The organism is Mesorhizobium sp. B3-1-8, from assembly GCF_006439495.1.
Taxonomy (GTDB): domain Bacteria; phylum Pseudomonadota; class Alphaproteobacteria; order Rhizobiales; family Rhizobiaceae; genus Mesorhizobium.
Genome location: NZ_VFTK01000002.1, coordinates 269289 through 289514 on the forward strand (window position 1 = coordinate 269289; position 20226 = coordinate 289514).

Here is a 20226-nt window from a genome sequence, read left to right on the forward strand (position 1 = left end):
GGCGACTTCGCCGTAGCCTTCCGGAATTGCGTCGAGAAAAGGGGCTTGAGGGGCGACGATGGCTGAACTCGACCAACAGGCTTTGCACAGCGAGATGACGGCGTGGCGGCGCGATCTGCACGCCCATCCCGAGTTCGGCTTCGAGGAAAAACGCACAGCGGCGTTCGTCGCGCAGAAGCTGCGCGACTTCGGACTTGAGGTGGTCGAAGGCGTCGGCGGCACCGGCGTCGTCGGCACGCTGACCCGCGGCAGCGGCAATCGCGCCATCGCGCTGCGCGCCGACATGGATGCGCTGCGCATCGCCGAACAGGGCACGCAAGCCTGGCGCTCGCAAACACCCGGCACCATGCATGCCTGCGGCCATGACGGTCATACCTCGATGCTGCTCGGCGCGGCAAAGCTGCTTGCCCGCGAAGGCGGCTTCGACGGCACGGTGCGCTTCATCTTTCAGCCGGCCGAGGAATGGGGCAGGGGCGCGCTGGCCATGCTGGACGACGGCCTGCTCGAGCGCTTTCCTTTCGAGGAGATATTCGGGCTGCACAACATGCCTGGCCTGCCCATCGGCCATTTCGAGACCCGCAGCGGCCCGGTCATGTCGGCCGAGGACAATTTCGAGATCGTGCTCAAAGGCCTCGGCGGTCACGCGGCGCGGCCGCATGCCGGTCAGGAGGCGCTGGTCGCCGCCTGCGCGCTGGTCGTCAACCTGCAGACCATCGTCTCGCGCCGCCTGAGCCCGGCCGATATCGGCGTCGTCTCGGTGACCGAGTTCATCACCGACGGGACCCGCAACGCGCTGCCGGGGCTGGCGCGCATCCTGGGCGACTGCCGCAGTTTCCGGCCAGAGGTGAGCGCCGCGATCGAAAAGGAGATGCGCCGCATCGCCGAGGGCACGGCCCAGGCCTATAACGTCGCGGCTGAAGTCGCTTACACCCGCGAGTTCGTGCCTTTGATCAACGACGCGGCGCTGGTGGACGAGGCACTTGCGGCGGCCCGAGCCGTGCTGGCCGACGACGCTGTCCGCGTCGCGGCTGAGCCGATGACCGCCTCGGAGGATTTCGCCCGCTTCCTTGACCATGTCCCTGGTTGCTTCGTCTTCATGGGCAATGGCGGCACCGCGCCGCTGCACAACCCGGCCTATGATTTCAACGACGAGGGCCTGCTGCACGGCGCGCGTTTCCATGCGGCGGTGGTGAGGAGACGGCTGGGCGGTTAGCAATCTCCCCCCTTGTGGGGGAGATGCCCGGCAGGGCAGAGGGGGGCGCTGTCCCGCCAGCGTTTCAGGCTGTCGCAGGCGAACAGCTTTGCCAGCAGCCTTGATCGAAATTCCTGCAACGCCGCGATCCTTCACGCCCCCCTCTGGCCTGCCGGCCATCTCCCCCACAAGGGGGGAGATTGGCTGAAGAACCCCCGGTAACTCTTTCTTCTCTGCTTTCATGCAGTATTGCTGCGACGGGACGGCAAGAACAAAGAATGGCGGACGACGACAAACGCAACGGCAAGTTCTGGGCGCAGGCGCTCGACCGGGCTCATCTCGGCTTGTGGGACTGGAATCTGTCGACCGGCGATTGCTATTATTCGCCGACCTGGTCGAAGATGCTGGGCTACGAGGCGAACGAACTCGCCAACACGCCCGATCTCTGGCTGAAGCTCACCCATCCCGACGACCGCCAGCGCGCGCAGGAGAGCGGCGACCGGCACATTGCGGGCATCGTCGATTCCATCGAAACCGAGCTGCGCCTGCGCCATAAGGATGGCCATTGGGTCTGGGTGCTCGACCGCGGCGGCATTGTCGAGCGCGACGCCGACGGCAAGCCGCTCAGGCTGATGGGCGTGCAGACCGACATCACCCGGCAGAAAGAGGCCGAGGCGGCGCTCGAGCAGGTCAATGTCCGCTTCCGTCTCGCGCTTGCCGCCAGCGGCACCGGCATCTGGCACCACGATATCGGCACCAGGAAAAGCTATTGGGACGCGCGCACGCGCGAGATATTCGGCCTCGTTGCCGATATCGATGAGGTGACGGCCGACCTGTGGCACACCTATCTTCATCCCGACGACAAGGACGCCACCGAACGGGCCCACCAGATCGAGCCCGGCTCTAGCAGCGTCGTCGCCTCGCAATACCGGATCGTCCTTCGTGACGGCGAAGTCCGCCATATCGAGTCGCTGGTGCGTTTCATTGCCGGCGTCGGCTCGGCCGGCCAGATTTTGGGTACGGTGCGCGACATCACCGAGGAGAAGAGGCGCGCCGAGGAGCTTGCCTTCGCCGCGCGTCACGACGCCCTGACCGGGCTGCTCAACCGTTCGGCCTTCGACCGGCTGCTTGCCGAGAACATCGCCATGGCCGGGCGGCTGCCGCTTGCCGTGTTCTATGTCGACCTCGACTACTTCAAGGCGCTCAACGACTATGCCGGTCATGCCGCCGGAGACCTCGCGCTGAAGAGCGTCGCGGCTGGCATCCTCGCCAGCCTGCCCGCGTCGGCGCAGGCGGCCCGCCTCGGCGGCGACGAATTCGCGCTGCTGGTGCCGAACTGCAATGACGCCTGTGCCGAGCACCTTGCCCGCGCGGTGCTCGCCGCGGTGCGCAACGCCGATCTTGGCTCTGCCATCACCTCGCGCAGGCTTGCCGCCAGCATCGGCATCGCCTTCGTGCGCGACCGCAACATGACGGTGGCCGACGCGCTCGCTTGCGCCGACGATGCCTGCTACGCCGCCAAGGCCGGCGGTCGGGACCGCTTCTCGGTGTTTTCGCCTGAAACGACGTCGGGCGCCGGCGGCCTCAACGCCGCGCGGCTGGCCGCCGATCTGGTCGATGCGATGGAGGACGGCCGGCTGAAGCTGTTCGGCCAGGAGATCCACCGGCTCGGCCAGCCATGGGAAGACAGCCGCCACGTCGAGGTGCTGGCCAGGCTCGAGGCCCGCAACGGCAAGATGATCCCGCCCGGCGATTTCATGCCGGTCGCCGAACGCTTCGGCCTTGCCGCCCGGCTCGACCGCTGGATCATCCGCGCCGCGCTGACGCGCCACGGCGAGGCGATGCGCGCGGGCGCCATCTCGCTCGACTTCAACCTGTCGGCGCAGACGCTTTCCGATCCGCAGCTCTGGGATTTCGTCGACGAGGCCATCGCCGACAGTGGCGCGCCGGCGTCGGCCATCGGCTTCGAGATCACCGAGACCGCCGCCGTCACCAATTTCGATGCCGCGGCGGAGTTCGTGCGCAAGGCGAGGCTCCGCCATTGCCGCGTCAGCCTCGATGATTTCGGCGCCGGCATGAGCTCGTTCGAATATCTCAGGCGCTTTCCCATCGACGCCATCAAGATCGATGGTTCCTTCGTCGAGCATATCGCCGAAAGCCGCTTCGACCGTGAGATCGTTTCGGCGATCACCGGCATCGCCCGCTCGATGGGCGCCGCGGTGGTGGCGGAAAAGATCGAGGAGAAAAACGCGCTGGAGATCCTCATGGGCATGGGCGTCGCCTATGGCCAGGGCTATTTCCTGCACCGGCCCGAGCCGCTGGAAGCGATCGTGGCAAGGGCGACGGGCGGCGCGCGGGGGATGCGGGCTGGTTAAGCGTCTCCTCCGTCGGGGGAGAGGTCAGCCACCCATCAGCCACCTCAGCACGCCCGCCGAAGCCACCCCGATCACCACGGTCGGCAGCATCGACAGCCGTGTCGCGGCAAGCATGGTTATGGCCAGCGCGGCGAGGTCGGCCGGATTCTTCGAGACGAAGTCCGGCGCGATCACCGAGATCAGCACGCAGCCGGGCGCGGCCTTCATCACCGCCGTGGCGCGCGAACTGAGCGTGCGGTTCCTCAGCACCACATAGCCGCCGATGCGGGTGAGGTACGTCACGCCGGCCATCGCCAGGATGGCGAGCACGGTCATCGGATCGATCATCTCTCACCTGCCAGGAACCACGCGGCCACCAGGCCGGACAGCGCGCCGGCCGCCACATACCAGGCGCCGGGGACGACAAGATAGACGAGCGCCGCCACCACCAGGCTGACCAGCCAGGGCCGCGCCGCGGCAACGCCCTTCCACATGCCGCGAAGCAGCACCAGGAAGACGGCCGGGAAGGCCATTGCAAAGCCGTATGTTTCGACGTCGCCAAGCACCGGCCCGAGTGCCGCGCCGCAAGTCGTGAACGCCGCCCAGGCGAGGTAGAAGGGCAGGCCGGCGCCCAGATAGAAAAGCAGGCTGAAGGCCGGCCGCAGGCCGGCGGCGGCGCGGCGCTGTGCATCGGCCAGGCCCACGGCCCAGCTCTCGTCGCACATCAGGAACAGCGCCGGAAGAACCTGTCGCTTCGGCAAATGCTTGATGAACGGCGCAAGTGCGGCGCCCATCAGGAAATGCCGGCTGTTGACCAGGAAGGTGATGGCGGCGATCAGCAGGATATGCGGCGGCGAGGTCCAGAGCTGGATGGCCGCGAATTCCGAGCCGCCGGCGAAGTTGAGCCCGGTCATCAGCGGCACCTCGACGACGCCGAGGCTTTTCTGCGAGGCCTGCGCGCCAAGCACCAGCGCGTAGGGGATGATGCCGAGCAGCACCGGCGTCGAGGCGGCGAGCCCGCGCCGGAACTCGGCACCGCGTCCATCGGTGCTTTGGCCCTCGGCGAGGGCGATCTCAGAAATGCTCATGGCTTTGCCTGCGGCTGGCCTTGCGGCCGCCGTTCTCCCGCTCGGTTGTCGGTTATCTGTTGCCGGACCATAGCCGAAACGCCCGGCAATCGGGTTGCGAAGATACGCCGTTTCTGCAAATATTTGGCAGCAGATGGCGTATTTTGGCCGAAGGTTGGAATCTGACACCATGAAGCTGGATGAGATCGACAGGCGCATCCTTCGCGCCTTGCAGCGCGGCGGGCGCATGGCCAACAACGATCTCGCCAGGGAAGTCGGCCTCTCGCCGTCGCCTTGCCTGCGGCGCGTCAAGCTTTTGGAGGAGACGGGCGTCATCGACCGCTATGTCGCGGTGCTCAACCCGGCCAAGATCGGCCGCGGCCAGACCTTCTTCACCCGCATCTGGCTGAAGCAGCAGGACGAGGACACGATCGAGCATTTCGCCGCCGAGGTGGCGAAGTTCCCGGAAGTGATGGAGTGCTATCTGATGCTGGGCGACTGCGACGCCATGGTGCGGATCGTAGCCGCCGGCATCGACGACTACCGCCGCTTCCAGTCGGAGCATCTGAGCCGCATCAAAGGCGTGCAGAACGTCAAGACGGATGTGCCCAGCCAGACGATCAAGCAGACCTCGGAGATGCCACTGTAGGGCATTCCCCTTCTTCCCTTGTGGGACCCACAAGGGGAGAAGGGGAAGTCCTCAATGATGCGCGTGGCTCTCATTCCGCTTGCGCGTCGCCGCCGCCTTTTTCGCCGAAGCCGATCTGTCCGCCGCGGAGCGCTCGCCGGAGGCCTTCCCGCCCGTCCTGCCGCCCTTGTGCGCGGCCGGATTGCCGGTGTGCTTGCCGCGGCCGGAGCCCCCTTCCTTCTTGCCGCCGGCGTCGTCCTTGTTGACGGTCGCCCAGGCGCGCCGCTCGGCTTCCTTTTCGGACACGCCGCGCTTTTCATAGCCTTCGGCGATATGGTCGGCCTTGCGTTCCTGCTTGTCGGAGTATTTCGATTTGTCGCCACGTGGCATTTGCTTGCTCCTTGTTGCGCTGAGTGAAATCGGCCTCAGGAACCTTTCTTCTTAGCGACGTCGCCGAGGTCGGACCGTTCTGGATCCTTGTTGTTCTCGCCAGCCGCGTCGCGGTTCTTGTCGGGATCGTCCTTCGGCCTCAGATAGCCCGGTGGGCGGTTGCCCTTCGGGCCCTCCCAGCGCGGCCATTGCTCGGTCGTTCCGGGCCGTCCCGGATGTGGTTCGTTGCTCATGGTCTGCCTCGCTTTCGTAGAAGGGTCAGCCCTCCGCCTTCATGGTCCGTGCGATCTCGAGCAGCTTGTCACGGTCGTGCCCGTGCTCGCGGATCAACTCCCGAGCCTGCTTCGGCGAAAGATCGGTGTGCTCCGCCAGGAAGCGCACATCGGGATCGTCGCCGCCCTTGGTCGGCAAATTGCCGGTCGAGGGCGCATCGGCGGCGCCCGGCCGGTTCGGTATATTGTCGTTCGCCTGGGTCATCTCGGGCCTCCTTCGATTTCCGCCTTATCAGGTCGCCGTCTGGGACTGCCTGCGGCGTGCTTGCTTCTTGCGGCGCAGCACCTCGTCGGTGCCGACGATGTCCTTCGAGCCGCCGGTGATCGCGGTCGAGACCACTGCCGGCGGATCGCTTGCCGGAAAGGAGTCCTCAAGGCCGGACTGCAACTGCTCTTCCAGCGTGTCCGGATCTTCCGAACGGCCTTCGGCGCGGCGTCCGTCGATCTCTTCCAGATCTTGCTTGGCGTCGGGATGCCCGCGCACATTGCGCAGCGTCGACACGATGAGCTCGACAGCGAATTCCTTCATCTCCTCGCCCTGCGGCGCGGCGACGTCGGTCTCCTCGATCAGCCGCACCAGCGATTGTTCGAGCTTGTCCAGTTCGCGTGTCCCCTGGCAGAGCGCCAGTTTCTGCGCCAGCGAATGAATCAGCAAAGGACCGAAGATCGAATAGGCCTGCATGCGGGTCTCGTCGACGCGTTCGGGGTGAAGTGTATGCAAGGACATTGGTGCCTCCATGTAACGCCCTGCGGCGACGGCTTCGCTTGAGGCCGCCGGCCCTTAAGGGAACTGGAGGAGGGGGAAGAGGTTCCATCCCGGGCTGGAAGTCGCGGAACAGCTGGAAGTCGCGGGACACGAAAATGGCGTCCGCGAAACGCGAACGCCATTCTGAAACTCAGCGCTGACCGCCCTTGCGGCCGGCCTCGGAGGCGCGCTGGCGGTCTTCGGCGAAGTTGCCGCTGCCACCTCGATGCTGGCCGGCGCTGCGCTGACCCATGTTGCGGTCCTCGGCCTGCTGCTGCCCGCTGCCGCGATGCTGGTCTTCGCGGTTCTTGTGGCTCTGCTGGCCGGCCTTGACGTGCTGTTCGTGGGTTCCGCCTTGATTGGGCATATCGAATTCTCCGTTGTTTCGGATTTTTCTTGAGGGGTGAAATTCAAGGACGCGTCCAACATCCCTGAGTAAGGAGAACAGGCGCCGGCAACCGATGTTCCGGCCGAAACATTTCGTGACTCGGTCAGACTGAAGTCCGATCCGGCCCGCGCATTGGGCCGGCCTGTGCAACCAAATCTCTTTTTGCGAATTGGTGAGCGGCCGACGAAAAAGCCCCCTCCATCGCCGGCCATCATGGTGTCCGCCGGTCGCCCCCCGCGCAATTCCGGCGGACACCAATATCCATAAACAAGAAAGCCGCGCAGTCGGCTTCGGAGCGAGACGACGTTTTGACCTATATCTCTGCAAAGCCCGCTCGGCAGGATGCCGAAAGCCTGCCTGCCAACGACAACCAGCGTACCACCCGTGCCGATCTCTCGTTCCTCGATGTCATCAACGACGAGAACGAGGTCGCCGACATTGCCAGGCGCGCAGAGCGCCTCGGCCATGCCGCGCTCATTGCAATGGCAATCGGCCTGGCGGCCCTGCCGTTGCTCTACCTGATGCTGATGTGAGCCAGGCCGGCCGGCCGCTTGGCCGGCCGGCGCCATCTCCGGGAAAGAGCCTCTCCTCTTCCGGAGAAGAAGGCGTCATCTTCCAGAGAAGAAGGCGTCGAGCGTGGCCGCCGTTTCGATCGGCGACTCCTCCGGAAAGAAGTGGCCGCCGGGCATCGCTCCGCCGCTGGCATCGTCGGCCCAGTTCCGCCATATGCCCAGCGGTCCGTCTTCGTCCCGATACCATTCTGCCAGCGCCCCATGCTCGCTCCACAGCGCCAGCACGGGGCAGGATATACGCCGGCCGGCCTCCCGGTCCGCATGGTCGTGCACACGGTCGAGCGAAGCCGCGGCGCGATACTCTTCGCAGATGGCGTGGATATGCGCCGGATCGCGCAGGGCATCGACATAAGCCTGCCGCACGCCGGGCGGGAACGCGTCGGCTGCGGATCCCCAGCCGGAAAGCGCATTGTCGACGATTGCTTCGCCCGCCGCCGCCAGTATCGTCTCCGGCAGCGGCTCGGGCTGCGCCAGCAGCGACCACGGCCAAAAGCTTAGCGCGAGTCTCGCATCCGCCCGGTCCCAGGCCGCCGCGGTAGGGACGATGTCGAGCACGGCGAGCTTCTCGACGCGGTCCGGATGATCGAGCGTCAGCCGGTAGGCGACGCGCCCGCCGCGATCATGACCGGCGACCAGGAAACGTTTGAAGCCGAGTTCTTCCATAAGCACGGCCATGTCGGCGGCCATGGCGCGCTTGCCGTAGGGCGCATGGTCGGCGGCCGATGGCGGGCAGGAGCTCTGCCCATAGCCGCGCAGGTCGGCACAGACGACGGTGAAATCCCGCGCCAGGCTGGGCGCCACGTCGCGCCACATCACATGCGTCTCGGGAAAGCCGTGCAGCAGAAGCAGGCCGGCCCCACTGCCTGCTTGGCGGGCGAAGATGCGCGCCTCGCCGGTGTCGATTTCCAATGCCTCAAAATCGGCGAACATGCTTGCCTCCTGCGGGATGCGGCGCTGAGGCCGAACGCCTCAGATCCAGATCGAGTCCAGTGTCAGCGACGCCTCGAAGATCTGCGCCTTCTCGGTGCGCAGCTTCACGGTGATCTTCAACTGTTCGGTCCCGGGCGCCTCGTCGCGGGCGATGTCCTGCAGGATGCGCAACGCCTCAAGGCGGGCGCGCTCGCGGTTGGCAAAAAGCTGCCCCTGGTCGTCAACCTGGCCATGCTCGGCGTTATAGAGGTCAAAATAATAGCGTTCCATCGATGAAGCACTCCAGGCGGTTCGCAAGTTCAATCCCTGGCCGCGATCATGGTTCCAAGCGGTTGATCCTGAGGGGAAATCCGCAGCGCGCCCGCCCTTGCTGCGCGGCCGCCCGCAACCGGTCCAGCCCTGCGGCGTTAGCTGTTGCGAATGGAGAACCCCGAATGCTGGAATCGCTCTACCTCAACCTCGGCCAGCATGACGCCCTGTCGGAAGAAGAGAAGGCGCTGCTCGTCGGCGCGATGTCGCTCGAACGATATGTCGCCGCCGGCGAGGATATCGCCACCGAAGGCACGCGGCCGACCTACAGCACGCTGATCATCGACGGGCTCGCCGCCCGTTACAAGGTGCTGGAGGATGGCGGTCGGCAGTTCACCTCACTGCAGGTCGCGGGCGATTTCGTCGACCTGCACGCCTTCCTGCTGAAGACGATGGATCACGGCATCATGGCGCTTTCGCCGTGCCATGTGCTTGCCGCCGAGCATGGCAAGCTGAAGACGATCACCGAGCAGGCGCCGCACCTCACCCGGCTGTTGTGGCTCGACACGCTGGTCGATGGCGCCATTCACCGCGAGTGGATCGTGGCCATGGGCCGGCGCTCCAAGACCTCCCATCTCGCGCATCTGATATGCGAGCTCTTCGTCAGGCTGCAGGTGGTGAAAAAGACCCGCGAGATGAGCTTCCATCTGCCGCTCTCGCAGGCCGAACTCGCCGACGTGCTCGGCCTCTCCGTCGTCCATATGAACCGGGTCATCGGCACCCTGCGCCGCATGAACGTGATCAACTGGACAAGCCATATGGTCACGATCCTCGACTGGGAGCGGCTGGTTACGATCGCCGAATTCGATCCAACCTATCTTAGCATGACGCGCGAGCCGAGATAGGCATCTAGCTGGGCGGGGTCTTGGAGCGCGACCACAACTGGTCCAGCATGGTGAGCGCGGCACTCGGCTGGGCGGGCCTCAGGAGGCCTTGCTGCGCGGCGACCTTCTTGAAGGCGGCAAAGGCGATGGCCGGACGGCAGGTGCCTGCGATCGCGTCGTCCACCAGCCGGGCCGCTTCGAGATAGGCTGGCGCCTCCTTGTTCTTCCATGTGCCTCCGAGCGCCTTCTTGGCCTCCGCGACGGTGGTGACCACCATCGTGCCGCCATTGACGAAGCGTATGGTGAGGGGCAGGAAACGGCTCATCGGTCGTTCACCACCCGAGCCATTCGCGCGTCCGCCAGGCAAGGCCGGCGAAGGGAGCGGCCGTGATCATGACGGCGGCGAGAATAAAAAGCGGGCTGTTCATAGACAAGGATTTCATGTTTCACCGTAAAAATTTCGGATGGCGATAAACGATGACTCCGCCAGTCGGTTGCATCCGGCCGGCCAGTTCGAGGCTACAAATCTGAGCCTACATATTGCTCGCGGGCCGGGCCGGCGGCGCCGGCCGGTGCGGCGGACGCGGGCGCGGCCTGAGCGGCACATCCGCCAGCGAGGCGCGGATCACCCTGACCGGGATTGGCGGCGCTGCGGCACGCCGGCGCAGCATTGCCGCCGAGAGGCTGCCGATGAGAGTTCGAACGTCCATGGGACTCCTCCTGAAGAGTCCCCCCAATGACCAAGCGTTAGCACCACGGCCGGGCGGCCGCATTTAACTTTGATGTATGCCCAGGCGTCTCGGCGAACCGGGGCCAACCTTTTCCGTTGGCATGCGTTGTCCTCTGAAAAGGAGACCACCATGCCGACCACCAGCCGAACGAAAACCGACACGGCCAAAAAATCATCCGCCGGCAAGAAGACAGATACGGCCAAGACCGCGCGCAGGCAGCGCGGCGTCCAGCGCAAGGTCGATGCCACGGACCGCAGCAAGCCGAAGCCGAAAGCCCCGGGCGCCATGCAGGCCGGCGCCCGCAGATATCCCACGCCGCCTTTCCCAAGGCAGCATCACCCCAAGCCCGGCGAGGAATGGGCGATCGAGCCGGCGCCGCTCTATGACGCGCCGTTCTGGCAAGGGTCGGGCAAGCTCAAGGACAAGGTCGCGCTGGTTACCGGCGGCGATTCCGGCATCGGCCGCGCCGTGGCCGTGTTGTTCGCACGCGAGGGCGCCGATGTCGCCATCGTCTATCTCAGCGAGGACCGTGACGCCAAGGCGACGAGGCAAGCGGTCGAGGCGGAGGGCAGGCGTTGCATCACTTTGCGCGGCGACGTCGCCAAACGCGCCTTCTGCCGCAAGGCGGTGGATGAGACGGTCAAGGCCTTCGGCAGGCTGGACGTGCTGGTCAACAACGCGGCTTTCCAGGTCCACTCGGCCGATTTCGCCGATCTCACCGAAGCGCATTTCGACACCACGCTGAAGACCAATCTCTACGGCTATTTCCACATGGCGCAGGAAGCCGTGCCGCACATGAAACCGGGTTCGGCGATCGTCAACACCGGGTCGGTCACCGGCATCGAAGGGTCGAAGGAACTGGTCGACTATTCGATGACCAAGGGCGGCATCCACGCCTTCACCCGCGCGCTTTCCGGCAACCTTATCGGCAAAGGCATCCGCGTCAACGCGGTGGCGCCGGGCCCGGTCTGGACGCCGCTCAATCCGTCCGAGAAGGAACCGGAAGACGTTTCGCAATTCGGCGCCAAGACGCCGATGAAGCGGCCGGCTCAGCCGGAGGAGATCGCGCCGGCGTATGTGTTCCTGGCCTCGCCGCAATGTTCGAGCTACATCACCGGCGAAATCCTGCCGATCATCGGGGGTTACTGACCCATGAGGAGGTTCTCATGAAAAAAGCGCTTCTCATTGCGGCTCTGACCCTGATCCCGGCCCTGCCGGCGGCGGCCCAGACTGCCGCGCAACCGAAGGACCAGCAGGCGCAGAACTGCCAGGCCAAGCCCGATGCCAACGACCAGCAGCAAAAACAGAAGCAGCAGGCCGATACGGATGAACTGTCGGAACAGCTCGGCAATTGCGGCGGCGTGCTGAAGCCGCCCCCGACCGGCGACAAGAACGCGACGCCGCCCCCGCCGACAGGCAGCGACATGCCGGTGATCAAGCCGGGCGAAGTTCCGCCGCAGACGGGTCAATGAAACCCGCATCCAAGGTCAGTGCTTGCGCTTCTCGTCCGCCGCCGGCTTGACGGCCGGCGAGCCTTGGGCTTCGCGCATTATCTGCAATGCCTCGTCGCGGGTGAGGCCGCATTTGCGGGCAAAATAAGCCGCTTCACTGATCTCGGCCGGGGAGGCCGCCGCAATCTCGGAAGGAGCTTGCCTGTCTTTCTTCTTGGCCATCGGCTCACCGCGCCATGAATCACTTAGTCAGCTAAATATATATCCATTGTCCCTCATTGCAAATTCCGGAGACGGACCCGCTCAAAATCGTTCGAACCGCCGCTCCACATTGCGGGCGAATTTTGCCCGCTCCTCGCGGGTAATGTTCTCCACCGAATATTTAGCCAGATAGAGGTGTTTCTCCGTGCGTCCGCACATGGATTTCAAGCCGCGCAAAAGCACCTTTCTGCCCGGGTCCTGCATATAGATCCTAGTGTACCACCATGGCGAGCCGAAGGTGGTGACCACGCCCATCCGGCGGATGTTCAGAAGCGCCGGTTTGATCGTGCCGCCATCCGTCGATAGTTCGAAGGCAACGCCCGGCCGCCACACGCGGTCGAAATATCCCTTGAGAACAGCGGGCATGCCCGACCACCAGGTCGGGAAGCAGAACACGCACGCTTCCGCCCATTGCAGTGCGTCGATGTAGACCTGCAGATCCGCCGGCGCGGGCGACGGACCGGCGTGCCCCTTCAACTCATCGACCCGCATGACGGGGTCGAATTTCATGGCATAGAGATCGAAGTCGACGACCTCGTCGCCCCTGGCCTTCAGGATCTCCACGACGCGCCGGTGCAGCGACGCCAGGTAGCTGTCCTGCGCCGGATGCGCGTAGACGATATTGACCTTCATCGCATGGCCCCCCGCGCCTCTGATCCCCGCCTGAGGCTAGTTGAACGCCATTGCTTTGCCTAGGCTTGACCATTGGTCGTACGCGGCCACTCATCGATAGGTGGCCGGAACCATCGCGCCGGCACCGGGTTGTGTTCAGCGGGCCGCGTCAGCCGGACCCGGTGGCAAAGAGAATACGGCTTGGTTTCTCCGGCTTCACGCCCTGGCCAACGAAAAGGCAGTCGAGCTCTTATCCACCCGGCCCGCTCCGTATTGGTTTGGGCAGCAAATGGCAGAACAGACACAATCCGACAAAGCCGCCATAGAACCGCGCAAGGGCATGCCAAGCCCGCGCCTCGGCGAGGCGGAATTCAAACAGCGCTACAGGAAATTGTTCTACGACCCGGCCTTCGAGGCGGAAGCCGACGCCATCGGCCGGCTGGCCCAGATCGCCTGGCGGGCCTATAGCGACGAACGCAAGAGTCCGGTGACCCGGAAGGCGGGGCAGGGCTTCCACGACCCCGGCTACGACCTTTCGGTCGAATGGATCGCCGCGCATGATGCGGTCGAGGCCGCGCAGCGCCGGCACGAGGATAAGGCCGCGCCCTCGCGCATCCTGATCATCAACGGCTCGTCGCGCAGCGAGCATACCTGTCCGGGCGAGATGTCGAAGAGCTTTCGCCTGGTCGAGTTGGCGCGACGCGCCATTGCCGACAGGCAGGGCTTTTCGGTCGAGGTGCTCGATTTGGCGCGGCTCGCTTCGGAATACGGCCGCAAGATCTACCCCTGCAAGGCATGCTTCTCGACAGCGGCGCCCCTCTGCCACTGGCCGTGCTCGTGCTATCCGAACCACTCTCTCGGCCAGGTGCAGGACTGGATGAACGACATCTATCCGCTGTGGGTCGAAGCGCATGGCGTGATGATTGTCACGCCCGTCAACTGGTACCAGACGTCATCGCCGCTGAAGTTGATGATGGACCGGCTGGTCTGCGCCGATGGGGGCAATCCTGACCCGACGCTGACGCAGGGCAAGGGTGCAGAGCTTGCCAAAAAGGTGGAGCTGGCCGGCTGGGACTATCCGCGCCATCTCGCGGGCCGGCTGTTTTCGGTCGTGGTCCATGGCGACACCGAAGGCGCCGCCAATGTACGGCACGCGCTCGCCGACTGGCTGCGTTCGATGAAGCTCGACGCGATCGGTGAGGTGGCTGAGCTCGACCGTTATATCGGCTACTGGAAGCCCTATGCGAACAGCCACGACGAGCTCGACGCCGACAAGGACATCCAGGCCGAAGTGATCAACGCCGCTTTGGCCCTGGCCGAAGCAGTCGGGAAGCGTCGGGCAGGCGACTTTCCCACTATCGGCGCCCGGTTCGAGGATCCGCGTCAGAAGTGAGGGGAAGATGCCGCGCTGGCTCGACGAAGGCTGGATACTGCTGAAGGAAAGCGTCACCGGCTATATCGATGACAATGCGCTGAGCCATGGCGCGGCGATCGCTTTCTACGCCACCACGTCGCTGGCGCCGATCCTTTTGATCGTCGTGGCGATCGCCGGTGTCGCCATCGGCAATGATGCGGCCCAGATCGCGCTGTCGGCCGAGATTTCGGGCGTGATGGGGCCGCAAAGCGCCGACCTTCTGAAGGCCACTGTTGAGAGCGCCGCGCAGCGCTGGTCGAGCACGCTTGCCACGCTCATCGGACTGGTGACGCTTTTCGTCACCGCGTCGGGCGTCTTCGGCGAGATGCAGCAGTCGCTCAACGAAATCTGGAAGGTGAAGCCCAATGGCGTGTCGCTGTCGCGCCTTGTGCGGGCGAGGGCGGCGAGCCTCGGTCTCGTCGCGGCGCTCGGCTTCCTGCTGCTGGTATCGCTCGCGGCAAGCACGGCGATCTCGGCGCTGAGCGAATTGATCAACCGGCGCCTGCCATTCGGTGGCCTGATCGTCAGCGGCGTCAACACGATCGTCTCTTTTGTGCTGATCGCGCTGCTCTTCGCCGCGATCTACAAGGTCCTGCCGGACCGCACGCTCAAATGGCACGATGTCGGCATCGGCGCGGCGGTGACCGCGTTGCTCTTCACCATCGGCAAATCGCTGATCGGCTGGTACATCGGCACCAGCGCCATCGCCACTTCCTACGGCGCCGCCGGCGCGCTGATGGTCGTTTTGGTATGGGTCTATTATTCGGCGCAGATTTTTCTGTTCGGCGCCGAAATCACGCGCGCCTATTCGGTGCGCCGCGGCAGCCGGCGCGACCTCGCGCCGGTCATGGCGGACGCAAACGACCGGGCTGCGCCGCGCCATGCCGAACAAGTAGCCAAACCCGAGGCGACGATGCCGGCCAGCGCTGGCACGGTCAGCAGGGAGGCTCCTCGGTCACCGGCATTCGGCGGCGAGATCGTCGCATGGATTGTCCTCAGCAGCTTGATCACTCTGCTTGTCACACGGATCCTGCGCCGCGAAGGCTGATACCAACCTCGGACGCCTTACCGCCGTTCTTCCTGACGTTTCTCGATTTCGTAGGATAGCCAGCGGCAGAACATGCCGATAACCGAGGTAGCGGCTCCGCCCAGCAGGCAAGCAACCAGCAACGGACTTTTCGATGCGCTGTCCCAGCTGACGATCGCCAGCAGCGTCACGCTCACCGTGGAAATCAGATACCCTGCACCCTTGAGCAGATGAAGCGACGATCTGGTCATGCTGGCCCGCCTTGCAATGGAACTGACAACCCTGATCGAGGTTCCATTTCAGTCGTCCGTAGCTGGCGGGAGCAAGGAGGATGTTTGGAACCGGCTATCATGTGGTCGCCTCAGACCGGGAGGCAGGCATGGTGGGTCACGGAATAGCCGAACCTGCCGAACTGGCAATTCTGGCGAATGCGCTCAATGCTTTCTGCGTGAAACACGGCATTGCCGGCGAGATCGAGCGCGAACAGGTTGCGCTGAAAATCATGTGCCTTTTCAGGCGGGGCGTCATTGACCCCGGCGATCTATCGGCGGAACTCGAAAGCTGGGCCGGCAACAACGGACGTGCCGGGTAGCCGGCCGGGCGAGCCCTGCAACGCCGACGAGGCGGATTCTTGTGGGACGATTTGACGAAGATTTGAGTCCCTTCATCGTCAGCGGTTTGAACGCCCACCATTCGCGATTGGTGGGTGCCCGTTCGAAGACAGGTCATCCAGTTCAAGGGACGAGACCGGATGACATGCTGCACCGCATATCAGGTGGCTTTAGTTTGGCATACGCGATATTCGCTGCTCGCGGTCCTACTAGCTTTCGGCACGTGCATTGAGGCGCTTTGCCGCAAGATACATCACTGCCGACGCGGCACGGTTCCTGTCCCAGCCCGCAGCTTCCGCCTGTGCTAACAGGCCATCGAGAGAGCCAGCCAACGCTTCCTGGCAATCGCTGTCGTATCGGGCGGCGTTTACCTCATGAACAGGTTTTCTAATGGCGAGTTCTGCCATTGAAGGTTCCTCATCATTTATCCAGGTTTGGTGCGAGGCGCCCCGACAATGGTCGTGGGCGCCCCGATCATCATTGGTGATGTGACGGCTGGGCTTTTCCGATGGCGGGAGGGATTGCTCCGTCCTCGACCAGGATATCCTTCCTGCGCGCGAACGCGGCGAAAACGCCTCGCGCGGTTTCCGCGTCGACGTCGCCAACCAAGGCCGCCTTACAGGCGCGGATCGCCGCTTTCTGCTCCGGGCTATTGCCGCACCAGTCGATCGCGAACTGATAGGCATCGACGACGGTGTTCAGTTGCCGGGGAAAGCCCAGTCCGACCCAAATGCGAAGGGGTTTCTCGAAAGGTTTGGAAAGCATCGCGAACTCCCATACAACCGCGATGCTTTCAAGCAGTCAGTCCGCCGCCGCGGCCGCCTTTGCCGGTCATCCATGGCAAGGGGACACTCACGTCCTCGAGAATTTTGACCGACTTTGCGAAACCGCGAAAGGCATCTCTGGCGGCAGTCAGCGGATAGCCGCTGTCGAATGCCCGCTGGCAGGCACGAAGGGCCGTTTCAAATATGGTTCCGCGCCTGTTCCTGGGCCACGCGTAGAGAAACTCCAGGGCATCTTCCAGGCACGCGATTTCCTGGATGAGGCTGTTTTCGGTCTTCACGAAAACAGGGCTGTCGAATATCCGATCGTTCATAAGGTCCTCCAATCGAACGAACAATTGAGTTCAGGCGAAGGCTTGGGACCGACAGAGGCCAAGCCCAGCGGCGATATGGGTTTGTGGGTTTTGACCGTCAAGAGCTTCCCGGTCGCTACAAGAACCGGCGCGCCAATTCTGTTACCCGCAACGGCTTTATCGGTCCTGCAATTCGGCGTGATCGTTGGGTGGCATGGGCAAGGGCGGTCGCCATTCGCTTGAACGTGGGTCCAACAAGCAGCAGCGAGCCCCGGCAATCTGCCGGGGCTCGCTGGAAGCTGGGCCAAGGAAAGCTGCGCCCGGGCGCGGATCGTCGCTACGCGGCTTCAGCCGCGACATTGACCGCGGATTCGGCGAGCTGGGTGAGCGCTGCGTCCGTTTCCTTTTCTTCGGTCAGCGTCTTGTCGAGCAGGGTGACGGCTTCGGTCAGGCCGAGCTCCTGCGCCCAGGTCCTCAGCGTGCCGTAGCGCGAAATCTCATAGTGCTCGACGGCTTGAGCAGCGGCCAGCAGACCTGCGTCGAGCGACGGAGATCCCTTGTACTCGTCCATGATCTCGGCGCCTTCCTCGGTGATGCCCATAATGGCGGCACACGTCTTGCCGGCCGGCTTCTTGTCGATCACCTCGAAGACTTCCTCGAGACGCGCGACATGTTCTTCGGTCTGGTCGCGATGTTTTTCGAACGCGGCCTTCAGCGCGTCATCCTGTGCCGCCTTGGCCATCTTCGGCAGCGTGGCGAGAATCTTCTTCTCGGCGAAATAGATGTCCTTCAGCGTGTCGTGGAAAAGTTCGTTCAGGCCCTTGTTCGAGGCCGCCTTCGTCGTCGCCATATCTGCATCTCCTGGTGAGGTTGGATCATCAACAACACGGCCTGACTGAACTTGTTCCAGAAAGAAAATCATGCGGGGCCCCGCCCAAAACATCATTTGTTATTGACCTGGCTCTGGTATGGAAACGGGCCGGCGGTAAGGCGGTTCGCAGCCCATCTATAGGAACCACTGCGCCACGAGCCCCACCGACGAGGCTGCCATTGTCAACGTCGATAGCCAGCCAAGCGCCCGCAGCCAGCCTTGCAAAGGGAGCTCCCCCATCACGTCCTTGCGGCCGGCCATCAGCATCATGACGATCATCACGGGAACGGCGCATATGCCATTGATGATGGCGCTCCAGTAAAGCGCCTTGATCGGGTCTATCGGTGTGAACATGATCCCGGTGCCAAGAGCGGTCGCGGCGGCGAGCGTCGCGTAGAACGCCACGGCTTCCTTCGGCTTGCGCTGCAGCCCGACCGGCCAGCGCAACGCTTCGCCGACGGCGAAAGCCGCTGACCCAGCCAGCACCGGCACAGCCAGAAGCCCGGTGCCCATAATTCCCATCGAGAAAATAATGAAGGCGAATTTTCCGGCCGCCGGCTCCAGCGCCTTTGCCGCGTCGGTGGACGAAGCAATGTCCGTCACCCCTGCCTTGTGGAGGGTGGCGGCCGTAGTGAAGATAATCGCGATGGCGATCAGATTCGAAAAGGCCATTCCGACCAGCGTATCGGCGCGTATCCGCCGGAAGGCTCTGGGCGCCTGCCACGGCGCCCACCTCAGCGGCTTGGCGGTTGGCTTGAGCTCTTCCTCTTCAACCTCCTGCGAGGCTTGCCAGAAGAACAGATAAGGCGAGATCGTCGTGCCGAGGATTGCCAGCAGCGTGGTGAAGAAGGCGCCGCTCCATTCGATGTGCGGGATGAACAGCCCTTTGGCCGCGTCCGCCCAAGGCACATTCGCGGCGAACATCGCGGCAACATAGGCGAACAGGCTCAAGGTGGTCCATTTGAGGACTTTCACATAGCGGGTGTAGTCGAGGAAGACGATCGCGCCGATACAGACGATCGCGAAAGCGATCACATAGAGCGGGCTCGGCCCGCCGACGAGCAGCTTCAATGCATCTGCCATGGCGCTGAGATCGGCGCCGATATTGATGACGTTGGCGAGGAACAGCAGCATGACGACCGCGTAAAGCAGCGAGGCCGGATAGTACCGGCTGAGATTGCCGGAAATACCTTCGCCCGTGGTGCGCCCGATACGGGCGGCGATCTCCTGGATCGCGGCCATCAGCGGGAAGGTGAACAGCATGACCCAGCCGATGTTGAAGCCGAGCTGGGCGCCGGCCTGGCTATAAGTTCCGATACCGGACGGATCGTCGTCGGACGCGCCGGTAATGAAGCCTGGCCCGATCGTGCGGAGGAACCGCTGGAACCGTCCCTTTGCCGGCGTGTTGCTTTGTTCTCCCTCGACCTGGGAACCGACCTCGGTCATTGCCGGCCTTTCCAGCTTCGCTCAAGCGGGAAAGAAGCGGCCGTCGGGGAGACGGGCTGCGCAAGAGGCTGGGTGAGGCTGTTCCGCATAAAATGAGCACCGGCTAATGAAGGCATGATGTAACCGGCGGACATGACGTCGGTTCCACCGGGACCGCCACCTTGGCATCGCGGCCACACGGTCATCATCAACATTTGTTTGGCCAGCCCGCATTTGCGTCGGCGCCGCAGCGTCGGCGCGCAGCGTGACCTCGACCCCGAGCGCCCGTCGGGCAGCCTCGAACGGCGCCATCGCCTCGACGGCGTGCCTTGCAAGGACGGTCTCGCCGTCCAATTCCTCGACGCGATAGGCCCTCATTGCGCCGGGTCCCGCAGCCATGCGAGTTTGAGCGGCAACGCGAGGCGTTGAAAGTCCATTTGATATGAGGGGCGGCTAATTCGTCACGAATTGCAACGAGTAGGTCGCAACATCGCTGCAGGCGTGTGCCCGGCCGCTCTTTCAGTACAGCAAGTGCTGGACGCTCGCTCCTGTGTGGGGCGGGCGTTCAGCGCTCTTCTGAGACGGGCGCTCAGTTATTGCCGGCGAGGTCCCTGGTCGCCTTGCAGAATTCATCGTGGGACTTCGCGATGGTCTCGTCTGCGCAGTCTTTCTTCATGGACGCGCGATCCTCTTCGGTAAGCGCCATCCAGGCTTTCTTGAACTCATCGCCCGACCTCATGGTTTTCATGCCGGCATCGGTGAAGAAGGGCGACATTTTCTGGGGATCGTCCAGCGCGGACGTTCCGGTGCTCGCGCCAGCAAATGCCGAGCATGTCATGACCGAAATCGCGAACGCACTCATCAAGATCACTTTGGTTTTCATGGTACGCGTCTCCCTGCCTAATTTAGAAAATCCGCATCGAGATAGCGTTCTTGACGCGAAATAGTTCCAGCTAGCGGACGAAAAACAAGCAAGGCAATCGAGTATCATTCCCATCGCCTGCCTGGCGCACGGCGGTCCGGGCAGATTGTTCGCAGTTTTCACCGATTGACGAAGAAGGACGGTGAGGATTTGAC

At 63.8% G+C, this 20226-nt stretch carries 30 protein-coding genes; 10 read left to right on the forward strand and 20 right to left on the reverse strand.

The window, feature by feature from the left end; translation table 11 throughout:
- Window positions 1–58 precede the first annotated feature (58 nt).
- Together FJ424_RS03290 and FJ424_RS03295 are read left to right on the forward strand one after the other, a co-directional pair.
- Window positions 59–1213, forward strand: coding sequence for a M20 aminoacylase family protein (locus FJ424_RS03290; protein ID WP_140652029.1), 1155 nt, complete (start codon window positions 59–61; stop codon window positions 1211–1213).
- A gap of 257 nt (window positions 1214–1470) precedes the next feature.
- Window positions 1471–3567, forward strand: a complete 2097-nt coding sequence (locus FJ424_RS03295; protein WP_140652027.1) for an EAL domain-containing protein — start codon at window positions 1471–1473, stop codon at window positions 3565–3567.
- Between the two features lie 24 nt (window positions 3568–3591).
- Here the strand turns inward: FJ424_RS03295 and FJ424_RS03300 are convergent, their stop codons facing one another.
- Window positions 3592–3894: an AzlD family protein gene (locus FJ424_RS03300; protein WP_140652019.1), complete on the reverse strand. Its 303-nt coding sequence runs from the start codon at window positions 3892–3894 to the stop codon at window positions 3592–3594.
- Window positions 3891–4634: an AzlC family ABC transporter permease gene (locus FJ424_RS03305; RefSeq protein ID WP_140652017.1), complete on the reverse strand. Its 744-nt coding sequence runs from the start codon at window positions 4632–4634 to the stop codon at window positions 3891–3893. The genes FJ424_RS03300 and FJ424_RS03305 overlap by 4 nt, the downstream gene beginning before the upstream one ends.
- 169 nt (window positions 4635–4803) lie before the next feature.
- Here FJ424_RS03305 and FJ424_RS03310 point away from each other — a divergent pair, with 169 nt between their 5' ends.
- Window positions 4804–5262, forward strand: a complete 459-nt coding sequence (locus tag FJ424_RS03310) for an Lrp/AsnC family transcriptional regulator (RefSeq protein ID WP_140652015.1) — start codon at window positions 4804–4806, stop codon at window positions 5260–5262.
- Between the two features lie 51 nt (window positions 5263–5313).
- On the opposite strand, the gene FJ424_RS03315 is transcribed toward FJ424_RS03310, so the two are convergent.
- From FJ424_RS03315 to FJ424_RS34435, 5 genes are all read right to left on the reverse strand, one after another.
- Window positions 5314–5631 (reverse strand): plasmid stabilization protein, encoded by a 318-nt coding sequence (locus FJ424_RS03315; protein ID WP_140652014.1) that lies wholly within the window; start codon window positions 5629–5631, stop codon window positions 5314–5316.
- A gap of 35 nt (window positions 5632–5666) precedes the next feature.
- On the reverse strand, window positions 5667–5864 hold the full coding sequence (locus FJ424_RS03320) for a hypothetical protein (RefSeq protein ID WP_140640884.1): 198 nt from the start codon (window positions 5862–5864) through the stop codon (window positions 5667–5669).
- A gap of 25 nt (window positions 5865–5889) precedes the next feature.
- Window positions 5890–6108, reverse strand: coding sequence for a hypothetical protein (locus FJ424_RS03325; RefSeq protein ID WP_140652012.1), 219 nt, complete (start codon window positions 6106–6108; stop codon window positions 5890–5892).
- Window positions 6109–6135: 27 nt separating this feature from the next.
- Entirely contained in the window at window positions 6136–6630 is a 495-nt protein-coding gene (locus tag FJ424_RS03330) for a hypothetical protein (RefSeq protein ID WP_140652010.1), read from the reverse strand.
- 169 nt (window positions 6631–6799) lie between these two features.
- On the reverse strand, window positions 6800–7015 hold the full coding sequence (locus tag FJ424_RS34435) for a KGG domain-containing protein (protein WP_095768385.1): 216 nt from the start codon (window positions 7013–7015) through the stop codon (window positions 6800–6802).
- Between the two features lie 329 nt (window positions 7016–7344).
- On the opposite strand from FJ424_RS34435, the gene FJ424_RS03340 reads away from it, so the two are divergent.
- A complete protein-coding gene (locus FJ424_RS03340) occupies window positions 7345–7569 on the forward strand; it encodes a hypothetical protein (protein ID WP_140640890.1) in 225 nt (74 codons plus the stop codon).
- Between the two features lie 75 nt (window positions 7570–7644).
- Here FJ424_RS03340 and FJ424_RS03345 read toward each other — a convergent pair whose 3' ends face one another.
- Together FJ424_RS03345 and FJ424_RS03350 are read right to left on the reverse strand one after the other, a co-directional pair.
- Window positions 7645–8538 (reverse strand): alpha/beta hydrolase, encoded by an 894-nt coding sequence (locus tag FJ424_RS03345; RefSeq protein WP_140652008.1) that lies wholly within the window; start codon window positions 8536–8538, stop codon window positions 7645–7647.
- A 39-nt stretch (window positions 8539–8577) separates the two neighbouring features.
- On the reverse strand, window positions 8578–8808 hold the full coding sequence (locus FJ424_RS03350) for a hypothetical protein (RefSeq protein ID WP_140652006.1): 231 nt from the start codon (window positions 8806–8808) through the stop codon (window positions 8578–8580).
- A gap of 164 nt (window positions 8809–8972) precedes the next feature.
- Between FJ424_RS03350 and FJ424_RS03355 the strand changes: the two genes are divergently transcribed.
- The gene (locus FJ424_RS03355; RefSeq protein ID WP_140640895.1) at window positions 8973–9692 is read left to right on the forward strand and encodes a Crp/Fnr family transcriptional regulator; all 720 of its coding nucleotides are present in this window, start codon (window positions 8973–8975) and stop codon (window positions 9690–9692) included.
- A 4-nt stretch (window positions 9693–9696) separates the two neighbouring features.
- Here the strand turns inward: FJ424_RS03355 and FJ424_RS03360 are convergent, their stop codons facing one another.
- On the reverse strand, window positions 9697–9996 hold the full coding sequence (locus tag FJ424_RS03360) for a DUF982 domain-containing protein (protein ID WP_140640897.1): 300 nt from the start codon (window positions 9994–9996) through the stop codon (window positions 9697–9699).
- Window positions 9997–10204: 208 nt separating this feature from the next.
- Window positions 10205–10381 (reverse strand): hypothetical protein, encoded by a 177-nt coding sequence (locus FJ424_RS33410; protein WP_181167016.1) that lies wholly within the window; start codon window positions 10379–10381, stop codon window positions 10205–10207.
- Window positions 10382–10531: 150 nt separating this feature from the next.
- Between FJ424_RS33410 and FJ424_RS03365 the strand changes: the two genes are divergently transcribed.
- Both FJ424_RS03365 and FJ424_RS03370 read left to right on the forward strand, forming a co-directional pair.
- Window positions 10532–11551, forward strand: coding sequence for an SDR family oxidoreductase (locus FJ424_RS03365; RefSeq protein ID WP_140652004.1), 1020 nt, complete (start codon window positions 10532–10534; stop codon window positions 11549–11551).
- Window positions 11552–11568: 17 nt separating this feature from the next.
- Window positions 11569–11874 (forward strand): hypothetical protein, encoded by a 306-nt coding sequence (locus FJ424_RS03370; RefSeq protein WP_140652002.1) that lies wholly within the window; start codon window positions 11569–11571, stop codon window positions 11872–11874.
- Window positions 11875–11889: 15 nt separating this feature from the next.
- Here FJ424_RS03370 and FJ424_RS03375 read toward each other — a convergent pair whose 3' ends face one another.
- A complete protein-coding gene (locus FJ424_RS03375; RefSeq protein ID WP_140640903.1) occupies window positions 11890–12075 on the reverse strand; it encodes a hypothetical protein in 186 nt (61 codons plus the stop codon).
- A gap of 81 nt (window positions 12076–12156) precedes the next feature.
- On the reverse strand, window positions 12157–12747 hold the full coding sequence (locus FJ424_RS03380) for an NAD(P)H-dependent oxidoreductase (RefSeq protein ID WP_140652000.1): 591 nt from the start codon (window positions 12745–12747) through the stop codon (window positions 12157–12159).
- A gap of 268 nt (window positions 12748–13015) precedes the next feature.
- Between FJ424_RS03380 and FJ424_RS03385 the strand changes: the two genes are divergently transcribed.
- Together FJ424_RS03385 and FJ424_RS03390 are read left to right on the forward strand one after the other, a co-directional pair.
- Window positions 13016–14119 (forward strand): flavodoxin family protein, encoded by a 1104-nt coding sequence (locus tag FJ424_RS03385; protein ID WP_140651998.1) that lies wholly within the window; start codon window positions 13016–13018, stop codon window positions 14117–14119.
- Between the two features lie 7 nt (window positions 14120–14126).
- Window positions 14127–15188 (forward strand): YihY/virulence factor BrkB family protein, encoded by a 1062-nt coding sequence (locus FJ424_RS03390; protein ID WP_140651996.1) that lies wholly within the window; start codon window positions 14127–14129, stop codon window positions 15186–15188.
- A 17-nt stretch (window positions 15189–15205) separates the two neighbouring features.
- On the opposite strand, the gene FJ424_RS03395 is transcribed toward FJ424_RS03390, so the two are convergent.
- A complete protein-coding gene (locus FJ424_RS03395; protein ID WP_140651994.1) occupies window positions 15206–15418 on the reverse strand; it encodes a hypothetical protein in 213 nt (70 codons plus the stop codon).
- A gap of 80 nt (window positions 15419–15498) precedes the next feature.
- Here FJ424_RS03395 and FJ424_RS03400 point away from each other — a divergent pair, with 80 nt between their 5' ends.
- A complete protein-coding gene (locus tag FJ424_RS03400) occupies window positions 15499–15759 on the forward strand; it encodes a hypothetical protein (RefSeq protein WP_140651993.1) in 261 nt (86 codons plus the stop codon).
- Window positions 15760–15987: 228 nt separating this feature from the next.
- Here the strand turns inward: FJ424_RS03400 and FJ424_RS03405 are convergent, their stop codons facing one another.
- From FJ424_RS03405 to FJ424_RS03430, 6 genes are all read right to left on the reverse strand, one after another.
- Window positions 15988–16185: a hypothetical protein gene (locus FJ424_RS03405; RefSeq protein ID WP_140640913.1), complete on the reverse strand. Its 198-nt coding sequence runs from the start codon at window positions 16183–16185 to the stop codon at window positions 15988–15990.
- Window positions 16186–16255: 70 nt separating this feature from the next.
- Complete coding sequence (locus FJ424_RS03410) at window positions 16256–16543, reverse strand: DUF982 domain-containing protein (protein WP_140651992.1); 288 nt, start codon at window positions 16541–16543, stop codon at window positions 16256–16258.
- 28 nt (window positions 16544–16571) lie between these two features.
- A complete protein-coding gene (locus FJ424_RS03415) occupies window positions 16572–16874 on the reverse strand; it encodes a DUF982 domain-containing protein (protein ID WP_140640917.1) in 303 nt (100 codons plus the stop codon).
- Between the two features lie 316 nt (window positions 16875–17190).
- The gene (locus tag FJ424_RS03420; protein WP_140651991.1) at window positions 17191–17703 is read right to left on the reverse strand and encodes a ferritin-like domain-containing protein; all 513 of its coding nucleotides are present in this window, start codon (window positions 17701–17703) and stop codon (window positions 17191–17193) included.
- A gap of 156 nt (window positions 17704–17859) precedes the next feature.
- Window positions 17860–19170, reverse strand: a complete 1311-nt coding sequence (locus tag FJ424_RS03425; protein WP_140651989.1) for an Nramp family divalent metal transporter — start codon at window positions 19168–19170, stop codon at window positions 17860–17862.
- A gap of 568 nt (window positions 19171–19738) precedes the next feature.
- Complete coding sequence (locus tag FJ424_RS03430) at window positions 19739–20032, reverse strand: hypothetical protein (protein ID WP_140651987.1); 294 nt, start codon at window positions 20030–20032, stop codon at window positions 19739–19741.
- Window positions 20033–20226: the final 194 nt, after the last annotated feature.